Source organism: Blautia sp. OM06-15AC (assembly GCF_003481425.1).
GTDB lineage: Bacteria > Bacillota > Clostridia > Lachnospirales > Lachnospiraceae > Fusicatenibacter > Fusicatenibacter saccharivorans.
Genome location: NZ_QULD01000014.1, coordinates 1 through 12,880, shown reverse-complemented (window position 1 = coordinate 12,880; position 12,880 = coordinate 1). Strand labels below are relative to the sequence as shown.

Here is a 12,880-nt window from a genome sequence, read left to right as displayed (position 1 = left end):
TCATAAGTTCAAATAACGATTTATCGAAAACGCCATCGTTAGATGGTCCACAGTGTGTGGAACGAAAACTGTTGTCTTCATGGACAGCAGTTTTTTTGTTGTCTAAAATTAGAAATGAAACATGGTTATGATTCAGTACCGTGGGAACAGCAAGAACCAGGAAGTAGAATTGTTGAAAATAGGAAAGAAAAGATGTAAAAAATCAAAATATATGGTAAAATTAGATAAAATGTAGAAAATGGAGGAAAGAACAGATGAAAGGGGAATATTATCTCGGACTTGATATGGGAAGCAGTTCGGTTGGATGGGCTGTGACAAATGAGAAGTACGAAATTTTGCGCGCACATGGAAAAACACTTTGGGGTGCACGGCTATTTGACAGTGCACAGACTGCAGAAGAGAGAAGAGGGTTTCGGACAGCAAAACGAAGATTGGATCGTCGTAATTGGAGAATAGAATTGCTGCAGAAAATTTTTGCGGAAGAAGTAGAAAAGATAGATGATGGATTTTTTCGCAGAATGAAAGAGAGTCGTTACTGGCCAGAGGATAAGCGTGACAGGCAGGGAAAGTGTCCGGAACTTCCCTATGCATTGTTTGCGGATGATGATTACACAGACAAAGAATATCATAAACAGTTTCCAACCATCTATCATCTGAGAAAATGGTTAATGGAAACTGACGAAACGCTTGATATTCGCCTGATATATCTTGCTCTGCATCATATGATGAAACACAGAGGCCATTTTCTATTAAACGGAAATATCGAACAGGTAAGAGAATTTCAGACAACATTTGAACAGTTCCTTGAAGCAGTGAGGGCAGAAGAACTTGGCTTTTCTTCCGAGATTGGAGTGGAAAGAAGCAAGGAAATAGAGGCAATTTTAAAAGACCGAACATTGACCAAATCTGCGAAAAAGACAAAAGCAGTAAAAGCAATGCGGGCAGAAACATCCTGTGAAAAAGAGTGGCTGGGATTGATTACCGGTGGAACAGCAAAACTGGGAAATCTGTTTGGGGAAAAACAGATGGATACACTGGAACGGCCAAAACTTTGCTTCGCAGATGCAGGTTATGAAGAATACGCTGGAGAGATCGAAGCAGAGCTGGGAGAAAAATATGTATTAATTGAACACGCAAAAGCAGTGTACGATTGGGCTGTTCTGGCTGATATTTTGCAGAACTATTCTTCTCTTTCAGAGGCAAAAGTGGCACTTTATGAAAAGCATAAAAAAGATCTGAAAGATCTGAAAAAGCTGGTCAGAGAGAATCTTTCAAGGGAAGAATATCAGAGACTGTTTGCAAAAAAGGATGAAAAAGCTAATTATTATGCGTATATCAAGGCACCAAAACAATGTAGTCAGGAAGACTTTTACGGTTATCTGAAAAAGAATATTCTGGGCAAGATATCAGATGTGACGAAAGCATCCTGCATGCAGAAGGAAATGGAAATGGGAACGTTTCTTCCGAAACAGACTGTAAAAGACAACAGTGTCATTCCATATCAGATTCATTTATATGAATTAAATGCAATCCTGAAAAATCTGGAAGATAAAGTTCCGCTACTGAAAGAGAATGGAGAGAAGATTCAAAAGATTTTCACATTCCGCATTCCGTACTACGTAGGACCCTTAAACGGAATTCGAAAAAAAGGGGAGAAGAGTAACTGGGCGGTACGAAAAGAAGGCAAAATATATCCATGGAACTTCGATGAGATGGTAGATTTGGAAGCAAGTGCAGAGCAGTTTATTCGAAGAATGACGAATAAATGTACTTATCTGCCAAGTGAAGATGTTTTACCAAAGTATTCTCTGCTGTACAGCAAATACGAAGTTTTAAATGAATTAAATAATCTGCGTTTGGATGGAGAAAAGATATCTGTAGAGCAGAAACAGAAAATATATGAAGAAGTATTCCAGAAAAGCAGAAAAGTTACACAGAAAAAACTGAAAAACTATTTAGTGAAAGAAGGAATTACCGGAAAAGAAGTTGAAATTACCGGAATTGATGGTGATTTCAAGAGTTCTCTTACGGCATACCATGACTTTAAAGAGAAATTAACAAATTTGTCACTGAACCAGGCGGAAAAAGAATGCATCATCCTGAACGTAACGCTGTTTGGAGATGATAAAGCGATACTGAAACAGAGATTAAAGAAACTGTTTCCGGAGTTGACAGAAAAACAAAGAGACAGCATAAGTAAACTGCCGTATCGTGGTTGGGGAAGACTCTCAAAAGTGTTTTTGGAAGAGACGGAAGCACCGGCACCGGAAACGGGAGAGGCATGGTCTATTATTCGGGCTTTGTGGGAGACGAATGACAATCTGATGCAACTGCTTAGCGAAAAATATTTGTTTGCATCGGCAATCGAAGAAAAGAATGGAAACGAACAGAAAAAACGGGATATTTCGTATGAATTAGTCGAGGAACTTTACGTATCACCGGCAGTGAAGCGGCAGATTTGGCAGAGCCTTTTGATTGTAAAGGAAATCTGTAAAGTGATGGGAAACCCACCGAAACGTGTTTTTATAGAAATGGCAAGAGAAAAAAACGATCAGGGAAGAACATCTTCAAGAAAAAAGAAACTGCTGGAACTCTATAAAAAATGTAAAGTGGAAGAAAAAGACTGGATAGATGAGATTGAAAAACGTTCCGATGCGGAAATGAGAAGAGACAAGCTGTATTTGTATTATACGCAAAAAGGAAAATGCATGTATTCCGGTGAAACAATTGAACTGGAGGAATTGTGGGATAATCAGAAGTATGACATTGATCATATTTTTCCACAGTCCAAAGTGATGGATGATAGCCTGGATAACCGGGTACTTGTAAAGAAAAAGTGTAATCAGATGAAAGAGGATAAATATCCGATCGATGAAACAGTTCGGAAAAAAATGCAGCCATTCTGGAAATCTTTAGTGGATGCCGGATTGATCAGTGAAGAAAAATATAAACGGCTGATAAGAGGAAATGGATTTGAACCGTCTGAATTGGCTGGATTTATTTCCAGGCAGCTGGTGGAAACTCGTCAGAGTACAAAAGCGGCAGCAAGTATTCTGCAGCAGGTGATCCCGGATACACAGATTGTTTATGTAAAAGCGCCAACCGTTTCAAAGTTCCGTAAGGATTTTAAATTTCTGAAGGTACGGGAGATGAATGATTATCATCATGCGAAGGATGCTTATTTGAATATTGTTGTTGGCAACGCATATTTTGTAAAATTCACATCAAATCCGATTCACTTCATTAAGGAAAATCCGGGAAGAAGTTATAACCTGAAGAAGATGTTTGAACAGGAAAAAATTGAACGAAACGGAGAAATTGCCTGGGAAAGCGGGAACGGAACCATTGCGACAGTCCGAAATTTTATGGAAAAAAACAACATTCTTGTGACGCGAAGATCGTATGAGGCAACAGGTGCATTGTTTGACCAGCAGATTGTCAAAAAAGGAAAAGGTCAGGTTCCGATCAAGAGCAGTGATGAACGGCTTTGTGATATACAGAAGTATGGAGGATATAACAAAGAGGCGGGAGCTTACTTTGTACTGGCAGAATCGGAGGGCAAAAAGGGAAAGAAAATACGAACAATCGAGTATGTGCCGATTCGTCTGAAAAAGGAAATTCAGAAGTCAGAAGAAAATATAATTCGGTATCTGGAAGAGGAAAGACAGTTAAAGAATCCGCGAGTGCTGGTGCCGGAAATCAAAATAGATACTCTGTTTTGTGTGGACGGATTTTATATGTGGGTTTCCGGAAGATCAGGAGATCAGCTATTGATGCAAGGTGCAAATCAGCTGGTACTTTCCCAGGAAGAAACAGAAATACTGAAAAAAATAGTACAGTACGTGGAACGTAAAAAACAGAATAAAGAACTGAAAATTTACGATTCCGACCATTTAGAAGAAAAGAAGGTGGTGATGCTGTATGAAACCTTTTTAAATAAATTAACAAATACGGTATATGCAAAAAAACTTGGAGCACAGGCAAAGACATTAACGGAAAAAAGAGAAAAATTTAAAGAATTATGCATAGAAGAAAAGTGTATCGTTTTGTATGAAATTTTACATTTTTTCCAGTGCCAGAGTGCTGCCGCTGATTTGAAATTAATTGGAGGATCTGGAAGAGCAGGAATTTTGTATCTCAACAAAAATATAACCGATTGCAGTCGAATCGAAATGATTCATCAATCGCCAACCGGTATTTACGAGCAGGCAGTAGACCTGAATGCATTATGAGCTGGCGGATTGTGGTTATTTCCAAACGGGCAAAGCTGGACTATCAGCTTGGTTATCTTGTGGTACGAAATGAAGAAGTAACAAAAATACATTTAAGTGAAATCTCAACCATTCTGATTGAGTCAACAGCAGCAACAGTCACAACAAGTCTGCTGGCAGAGCTGACCAAAAAGAAAATAAAAGTGATTTTTTGCGATGAAAAGAGAAATCCATCGTCGGAACTGGTTGGGTATTACGGAAGTCATGATACCAGCAATAAAATCAGAAAGCAGATTCAGTGGAGCCGGCACAGTAAAGAAGCGATCTGGACAGAGATTGTGACGGAAAAAATACGAAAACAGAAGGAACTGTTAAAAAATCTGGGAAAGGAAGAAGCGGGTCTGTTAGAATCATATTTACAGGAGATTGGCTGGAACGATGAGACAAACCGGGAAGGGCATGCGGCAAAGGTATATTTCAATGCGTTGTTCGGCATGACATTTACCAGAACTGCGGATTGTCCGGAAAATGCAGCGCTGAATTACGGATATAGCATTTTGTTGTCTGCGTTTGCGAGAGAAATTGTAGCGAGCGGTTATATTACACAGCTCGGACTCTTTCATGATAATATGTTTAATCAGTTTAATCTGGCGTCCGATTTGATGGAACCGTTCCGTGTTCTGATTGACCGGGAAGTAATCCAAATGCAGAGGAAAGAATTTACGCATGAGGAAAAAATACAGTTGGTCAATGTATTAAACAACGAAGTCATGATAGACGGGAAAACACAGTATGTGAATAATGCCATAAAAATTTACTGTAAAAGTGTATTTGATGCCTTAAATGAGAATGACAGTGCATTGATCCGGTTTTACGGCCTATGAGTTATCGTTTTATGAGAGTATTGGTACTGTTTGATCTTCCGGTGCTGACGGGCGATCAGAGAAGAGAATATGCGAGATTTCGAAAGTTTTTATTGAAAAGCGGATTCCTGATGCTCCAGGAATCCGTATACTGTAAGCTTGCGTTAAATACAACTGCAGTGAATGGAATCGTGGATCAGATTCATAAAAATAAGCCGGAAGAAGGCCTGGTACAGCTTTTAACGGTGACTGAGAAGCAGTATGCGAAAATGGATCTGATTGTTGGGAACGTAAAGAGCGAAGTGTTGAATACGGATGAAAGGCTGGTGATTTTATGAAACTGGTACATGTGGACTTGGAAAAACCTATTGCGATTCATCGGAACTGTCCCACGGAATGGATTATAGAATCACCGGAGCTGTTTTTAAAATATGTGGAGCAGCTGCAAAAACAAAATCAGGGAGAGGAGGGAAATTTCGTACTTTCTAAAGCTGACACAGAGCTGAATATGAAAAGAGATGTGGAATTGGTATTAACGCCCTTTTCTCTTGATTTTGCGGATCACAGAATACAAAAACGGTTATTTACAGAGCTGGTCAAAAGTGCGCAAAATGAAGAAATGTTTCTGGAAACACAGAGAATTATTGCGGAACTGAAGAAATACATCTATCAATTGGAAGCTGTCAGTGGGTACGAATTGGAACAAAATGAGGAAATCGATTTGAGCGCACTCCTAAAATTGATGGGAGTTCAGACAGAAACCGAAAAAGAGATGGGACTTCTGGAAAAATTAACGCAATATATCAAAGTTATGGCCGAACTTCTCCAAAAAGAACTGGTGATTTTAGTCAATATTCGATCCTATCTGAACGAAACACAAATAAACAAACTCTCCCAAATGGCATGCTACTATGAAATATCCTTGCTTTTCATAGAAAATATACAAAGGGACTTTTCGAATCAGAGAGAATATTATATAATTGACAAAGATGGATGTGATGTCTATTAATATCCATCGGATGTTTGAGTACCTGTTTTGTGCAGATGAAAGCAGTTCATTTTTAAATTTGAGGTTTGAGAATGATGTAAAAATGTATGGTACTCAAACTTCTTCTAATTTTGACACTTATAACATGTCGTTTGAGAATGATGTAAAAATGTATGGTACTCAAACTACTGCCAAGCATTGTATCTCTGGCGTCCTGTTTGAGAATGATGTAAAAATGTATGGTACTCAAACTCTTCTGAACGGCGGAGAATTGCCAACACAGTTTGAGAATGATGTAAAAATGTATGGTACTCAAACGTGTTGATCGTCGGTGAGTTGAACAGTGTGGTTTGAGAATGATGTAAAAATGTATGGTACTCAAACGTTGCGTTCAGTAAAACAAAGGCTACTGCTGTTTGAGAATGATGTAAAAATGTATGGTACTCAAACGACCAGAACTGCGATAGCCATCGCAGGAGCGTTTGAGAATGATGTAAAAATGTATGGTACTCAAACTCTCCAACGTCCTTCCCTGTCGTGTCCATGGTTTGAGAATGATGTAAAAATGTATGGTACTCAAACTTCGGATCTTTTTTCCGATCCGGCGGGTCAGTTTGAGAATGATGTAAAAATGTATGGTACTCAAACCCGCGTTCCCCATTCATCGATGATAGGCACGTTTGAGAATGATGTAAAAATGTGTGGTACTCAAACGCCGATCATTGTATTTTGCGGCTTCTTTTCGTTTGAGAATGATGTAAAAATGTATAGTACTCAAACAAATACTGAGCTACTTTTACAGAACCTTCGTTTGAGAATGATGTAAAATTTATTTTTGTGAACAACAAGAATAGATAATTCAAAATGAAATATTCAGAAGACAGTATGAAATCGACTTAATTGTCTTTTTCTTGCTGTCTTTTTCCTTGTCTCAAAGCGCCGCACCATGTATAATAAAACCACAAGAATTTCATTTCATAGTTTTTACAGGAGGAACCTGAATCATGATCCTTGCAATAGACATCGGCAACACGAACATCGTCCTTGGGTGTGTGGAAGGGAAAAAAACATACTTCATCGAAAGACTCTCCACGGACAAGGCAAAAACAGAGCTGGAATACGCAGTCAGCTTGAAAAATGTACTGGAACTGTATGAGATTCCGGTGGAGCAGATCGAAGGAGGTATCATCTCTTCCGTTGTTCCGCAGGTGACAGAGCTCTGCCGGAGTGCGGCAGAAAAAGTGATTAAAAAGCCGGTCAAAGTTGTCGGCCCCGGTGTGAAGACCGGACTTAATATCAAACTGGACGACCCCGCAACGGCAGGAAGCGATCTTGTTGTAGTAGCAGTAGCAGCGCTGAATGAATACACATGTCCGCAGATTGTTATCGATATGGGAACTGCCACGACGATGAGTGTACTTGATCAGAAAGGAAGCTTCATCGGAGGCGTGATTCTTCCGGGACTTCGTACTTCGCTGGATGCTCTCGTATCAAATGCCGCGCAGCTTAGCCAGACCAGTCTGACAGCACCGAAAAAAGTCATTGGCAAAAATACGCTGGACTGTATGAAAGGCGGTATGATTTATGGAAACGCTGCCAGCATCGACGGCATGATCGAACGGATGGAAGAAGAACTTGGCTGCAAATGCACGATTGTGGCTACCGGAGGTCTGGCGAAAGCTGTGATTCCGCACTGCAGACATGACATCATCATCGATGAGAATCTGCTCCTGAAAGGTCTTCAGATCATCTACGAGAAAAACAGGTAGGGAAACCGTTTGTTGACAAAGTCTGCGAATTGTTATAACATATGTATAACAAAACGATACGAGAAAGCAGGGTGTAACTATGTATTATGAGACAATACAGATCGATTTCAACAGCGATGAAGCGATCTATATCCAGCTGAGAAATCAGATTATTCTGGGTATTGCCACTTCCAGAATTCAGGAAGGAGATACTCTACCTTCGGTAAGACAGCTCGCAGACAATATCGGAATCAACATGCATACCGTAAATAAGGCCTACAGCGTACTCCGGCAGGAGGGGCTTCTTTCGATTGACCGAAGAAAAGGAGCCGTTATCTCTATCGATGCGGATAAACTGTATGCCATGCAGGAACTGCGCGAAGATCTGCAGGTGATTCTTGCAAAAGCCGTCTGCAAAAATATATCAAAAGAAGAAGTACATCAGCTTGTAGATGAAATTTACAGCAATTACGCAGACGAAACATGAAGGAGACAATAGTATTATGAGAGAAGGATATACCAGTCAGGCAAAAAAAGCACTGGCATATGCGGTTAGGACAGCTGAAAAATGTGGACATAATTACGTAGGAACCGAACACCTTCTGATCGGACTTCTGAACGTGGAGGATGGCACAGCAGGCATGGTGCTTTCTGAGTTTCACGTAGATGCCGGACAGCTTACCGAACTGATTGACCGTCTGATTGCACCAGGCGGAAACACCGTGACCGAATCCCGACCGGGCTATACTCCGCGGGTACGCAGAGTGCTTGAAAATGCAGAAGCGGAGGCAGCGCGTTTTAAGAGCAGAGCTGTGGGAACCGAGCATCTGCTGATTGCAATCTTAAAAGAAAGTGACTGTGTTGCTACCCGTTTGCTTTTTACCATGGGGATCAACATTCAGAAACTATATGGAGCAATCCTTACTGCCATGGGCGAGGCACCGCTGCAGGGCGGTGCAAGCGGAAATACAAACACCGGCCGCGGACCGCAGACAAGAGGTGGAGCGCAGACCAGCGAAACGCCGGCACTGGATCAGTACAGCCGGGATCTGACGGAGCTTGCGCGTGAAGGAAAACTCGATCCGGTTGTCGGCCGTGGGCAGGAAATTGAGCGTGTCATTCAGATCTTAAGTCGCCGGACAAAAAACAACCCGTGTCTGATCGGAGAGCCGGGTGTCGGAAAAACGGCGATTGCGGAAGGTCTGGCGCAGCGGATTGCCCTTGGCATCGTGCCGGAAACGATCCGCGATAAGCGAGTTGTTGTCCTTGACCTTTCCGGAATGGTAGCCGGAAGCAAATACCGCGGTGAATTTGAGGAGCGTATCAAACGCGTTGTCAAAGAAGTCACGGAAAATGAAAATATTCTGCTGTTCATCGATGAACTTCACACCATCATCGGGGCCGGCGGTGCAGAGGGAGCACTCGATGCATCCAATATCTTAAAACCGTCCCTTTCCCGCGGAGAAATTCAGCTCATCGGTGCAACAACATTGGAAGAATACCGTAAATACATCGAAAAAGATGCCGCATTGGAGCGCCGTTTCCAGCCGGTCAAAGTAGAAGAACCGACGGAAAGCGAAGCACTTGATATCTTAAAAGGCCTGCGCCCATACTACGAACGCCACCACGGCGTGGAAATCACCGATGAAGCACTGGAAGCAGCCGTAAAAATGAGCGTCCGCTACATCAACGACCGTTTCCTGCCGGATAAAGCCATCGATCTGATCGATGAGGCATCCGCAGGCGTACAGCTCGCCGGCTACCAGGTGCCGGACAACATGGCAAAAGAGGAGCAGACACTGTTCGAAGTACAGAAAGAAAAAGAATCCGCGATCAGTGCCGGCGATTTTGAGCAGGCAAAAGAACTGCAGGCGCGCCAGCAGGAGCTCGAAAAAGATCTGGAGCAGATCCGAAAACGCTTTGAACGCCGTTGCAAAAACAAAAAACTGCAGGTAACAGAAGAAGAAATCGCAAAAACCGTATCCACCTGGACGAAAATTCCGGTACAGCGTCTCGCGGAAGGAGAATCGAAACGTCTGGCAAGACTGGAGCAGACACTCCATAAACGCGTTGTCGGCCAGGAAGAAGCCGTGACAGCTGTGGCAAAAGCCGTAAAACGAGGCAGAGTCGGATTAAAAGACCCGAACCGTCCGACAGGATCCTTCCTGTTTCTTGGACCGACCGGTGTCGGAAAAACAGAACTTTCCAAAGCACTCGCCGAGGCAGTTTTCGGTACAGAGCAGGCCCTGATCCGCGTTGATATGTCGGAATACATGGAGAAACACAGCGTTTCCAAGCTGATCGGTTCCCCTCCGGGATACGTTGGCTACGAGGAAGGCGGCCAGCTCTCTGAAAAAGTGCGCCGCAACCCGTACAGTGTGATCCTGTTCGATGAGATCGAGAAAGCTCACCCGGATGTGTTCAACATTCTGCTGCAGGTACTTGATGATGGCCATATCACCGACGCGCAGGGCAGAAAAGTTGATTTCAAACAGACCTGCATTATCATGACATCCAATGCCGGAGCACAGAACATTGTAGCGCCGAAACGCCTTGGATTCCTTTCGACAGAAGATGAGCGGAAAGACTACGAATACATGAAGGGCCAGGTGATGGAAGAAGTCAAACGGATGTTTAAGCCGGAATTCCTGAACCGAATCGACGAGATTATTGTATTCCATCAGCTTACCAAGGCGGATATGAAGAAGATTCTGCAGATTCTGCTCAAAGATCTGGAGCGCCGCTGCAAGGAGCAGATGGACATTGAATTGAAAGTCCGTGACACCGTGAAAGAATATCTCGTGGAAAACAGCTTCGACAGCAAGTACGGTGCCCGCCCGTTAAAACGCGCGATCCAGAGCAAAATTGAGGATCCGCTCGCAGAAGCCATCCTGAACGGAGAAGTGAAAAAAGGCGATACCGTTGCGGCTGGAATGAATAAGAAAGAGATTACATTTAAGGTTCTTGAGAAAAAATAATATAAAATTCCATAAATTATATGGTAAAATCTTTTTGATTATGGTATGATTTTCACAAACAAACGAAACACCACAAAAGACAAGACCAGGAGGGCATTTACAAATGTCAGTAGTAAAAGAATTAATCCGCACAGAGGCAGACGGAGGCATCAGCTTCGGAGATTATGAGCTTGCGGCAAAGGCAAAAAAATCTGATTTTGAGCACAGAGGAGATCTGTATAAAGTAAAAACCTTTAAGGAAATCACAAAGCTGGAGAAAAACGGACTGTTCGTATACGAATCCGTTCCGGGAACCGCAGTTACCGATCTGAACGTATTCGACGGCGGCATGACCTTCAAAGTAGAAGGACCGGAGGATGCACAGATCACCGTTGAAATGGAAGCAGAGACCGAATACAAGGTGCTGCTCGACGGTGTAAACGTTGGCCACATGACCACAAACCTCGGCGGAAAACTTTCCTTCAGCGTAGAGCTGGAAAAAGCAGAGAATGTAGCAGTAGAAATCGTAAAAGCATGATGAAATAAGAAAAGAAGGCTGTCGCAGAACGTGTGCGGCAGCTTTTTTTGACAATTATAAGGGAGACACAACTATGGCAAAAGCAAAAAAAACAGCCTTTTTCTGCCAGAACTGCGGCTATGAGTCAGCAAAATGGATGGGCCAGTGTCCGGCGTGCAGAGAATGGAATACGTTTGTGGAGGAACCGACGGCGGCCAAAACACCGGCGGGAAACCAGGGGATCGGAAGCCACAGCGCAGCGGGCAGAAAGCCGGTGCATCTGACGGAAATTTCAACAGGAAAAGAAGAGCGTATCCCGACGGGAATCGGAGAACTCGACCGGGTGCTCGGCGGAGGAATCGTGCCGGGTTCCCTGACACTGGTCGGCGGCGATCCGGGAATTGGAAAATCCACACTCCTTCTGCAGGTGTGCCGCATGCTGTCCACAGCAGGACATCAGGTTTTATACATTTCCGGCGAGGAGTCCCTGCGCCAGATCAAACTGCGCGCCGTGCGGATCGGAGAATTTAATGAAAATCTGTCCCTGCTCTGTGAGACGAATCTTGACATCATCCGCGCCGTCATGGAAAAAGAGAAGCCGGAGATTGCCGTCATCGACTCGATCCAGACCATGTACAACGAGGAGGTCAGCTCCGCGCCGGGCAGTGTATCCCAGGTCCGGGAATCGACGAATGTGCTGATGCAGATTGCAAAGGGAATGGGAATTTCGATCTTTATCGTCGGTCATGTGACAAAAGACGGTAATGTGGCCGGCCCACGTGTGCTGGAACACATGGTAGATACCGTGCTGTACTTCGAGGGCGACCGTCATGCGTCCTACCGGATTCTACGCGGCGTCAAAAACCGTTTTGGTTCTACAAATGAGATCGGCGTCTTCGAAATGCAGACAGAGGGACTCGTGGAAGTGAAAAATCCATCGGAGTACATGCTGAACGGACGGCCGGAGGGAGCTTCCGGTTCGGTTGTCGCATGCTCCATGGAGGGAACGCGCCCGATCCTGATCGAGATTCAGGCACTGGTCTGCCACAGTAATTTCGGAATCCCGCGCCGCACCGCAGCAGGATGCGATTTCAACCGTGTGAACCTGCTGATGGCAGTGCTGGAAAAACGCGCAAGAGTCAATCTTTCGACAAGCGATGCCTACGTCAACATCGCAGGCGGAATCAAGATGAATGAGCCGGCGATCGATCTTGGCATCGCACTTGCCGTCGTATCGAGCTACAAAGATCAGGTGATCGATGAGAAAACGGTCGTATTTGGCGAGGTCGGCTTAAGCGGTGAGGTCCGCGCCGTCAGCATGGCGGAACAGCGTGTACTGGAAGCAAAAAAACTGGGCTTCGAGCGGGTGATTTTACCTGCTGTCTGCATGAAGCCCGTGGAGAAAATCGGTGGAATCGCACTGATTCCGGTGGAAAATATTCAGGATGCGATTCTGCGCGTGGGGAAAAATTAGAAGGAAGTTGTGGAAAAAGGACCGGCGTGTGATGCGTACGGTCTTTTTTAAAAAATTCAGATAAAATATAAAATATGCAGAATTAACTATATTTTTCTAAAAATAAGAAAATTCGAAAAAAG

At 43.6% G+C, this 12,880-nt stretch carries 9 protein-coding genes and 1 CRISPR repeat array; all 9 genes read left to right on the top strand.

Annotation, left to right across the window (positions count from 1 at the left end; genetic code table 11):
* Nucleotides 1-254: 254 nt before the first annotated feature.
* On the top strand, nucleotides 255-4,232 hold the full coding sequence (gene cas9, locus DXB83_RS14475; RefSeq protein WP_118697780.1) for a type II CRISPR RNA-guided endonuclease Cas9: 3,978 nt from the start codon (nucleotides 255-257) through the stop codon (nucleotides 4,230-4,232).
* Entirely contained in the window at nucleotides 4,229-5,095 is an 867-nt protein-coding gene (gene cas1 / locus DXB83_RS14470; protein WP_117802499.1) for a type II CRISPR-associated endonuclease Cas1, read from the top strand. Before cas9 ends, cas1 begins: the two co-directional genes overlap by 4 nt.
* An 11-nt stretch (nucleotides 5,096-5,106) precedes the next feature.
* The gene (gene cas2, locus DXB83_RS14465; RefSeq protein WP_117510243.1) at nucleotides 5,107-5,412 is read left to right on the top strand and encodes a CRISPR-associated endonuclease Cas2; all 306 of its coding nucleotides are present in this window, start codon (nucleotides 5,107-5,109) and stop codon (nucleotides 5,410-5,412) included.
* Entirely contained in the window at nucleotides 5,409-6,083 is a 675-nt protein-coding gene (csn2, locus tag DXB83_RS14460; RefSeq protein ID WP_117510242.1) for a type II-A CRISPR-associated protein Csn2, read from the top strand. The genes cas2 and csn2 overlap by 4 nt, the downstream gene beginning before the upstream one ends.
* A gap of 63 nt (nucleotides 6,084-6,146) precedes the next feature.
* A CRISPR array of direct repeats spans nucleotides 6,147-6,842; the repeat unit is 36 nt; unit sequence GTTTGAGAATGATGTAAAAATGTATGGTACTCAAAC.
* A gap of 224 nt (nucleotides 6,843-7,066) precedes the next feature.
* Complete coding sequence (locus DXB83_RS14455; protein WP_117510241.1) at nucleotides 7,067-7,831, top strand: type III pantothenate kinase; 765 nt, start codon at nucleotides 7,067-7,069, stop codon at nucleotides 7,829-7,831.
* Between the two features lie 79 nt (nucleotides 7,832-7,910).
* Entirely contained in the window at nucleotides 7,911-8,297 is a 387-nt protein-coding gene (locus tag DXB83_RS14450) for a GntR family transcriptional regulator (RefSeq protein WP_117510240.1), read from the top strand.
* Nucleotides 8,298-8,313: 16 nt separating this feature from the next.
* Nucleotides 8,314-10,788, top strand: coding sequence for an ATP-dependent Clp protease ATP-binding subunit (locus DXB83_RS14445; RefSeq protein WP_117804997.1), 2,475 nt, complete (start codon nucleotides 8,314-8,316; stop codon nucleotides 10,786-10,788).
* A 103-nt stretch (nucleotides 10,789-10,891) separates the two neighbouring features.
* A complete protein-coding gene (locus tag DXB83_RS14440) occupies nucleotides 10,892-11,305 on the top strand; it encodes an endosialidase (protein WP_117804996.1) in 414 nt (137 codons plus the stop codon).
* Nucleotides 11,306-11,378: 73 nt separating this feature from the next.
* Nucleotides 11,379-12,758 carry a DNA repair protein RadA gene (radA, locus tag DXB83_RS14435; protein ID WP_117804995.1) on the top strand — a complete coding sequence of 460 codons (1,380 nt, stop codon included), beginning with the start codon at nucleotides 11,379-11,381 and terminating at the stop codon, nucleotides 12,756-12,758.
* The last annotated feature ends 122 nt before the right edge of the window (nucleotides 12,759-12,880 follow it).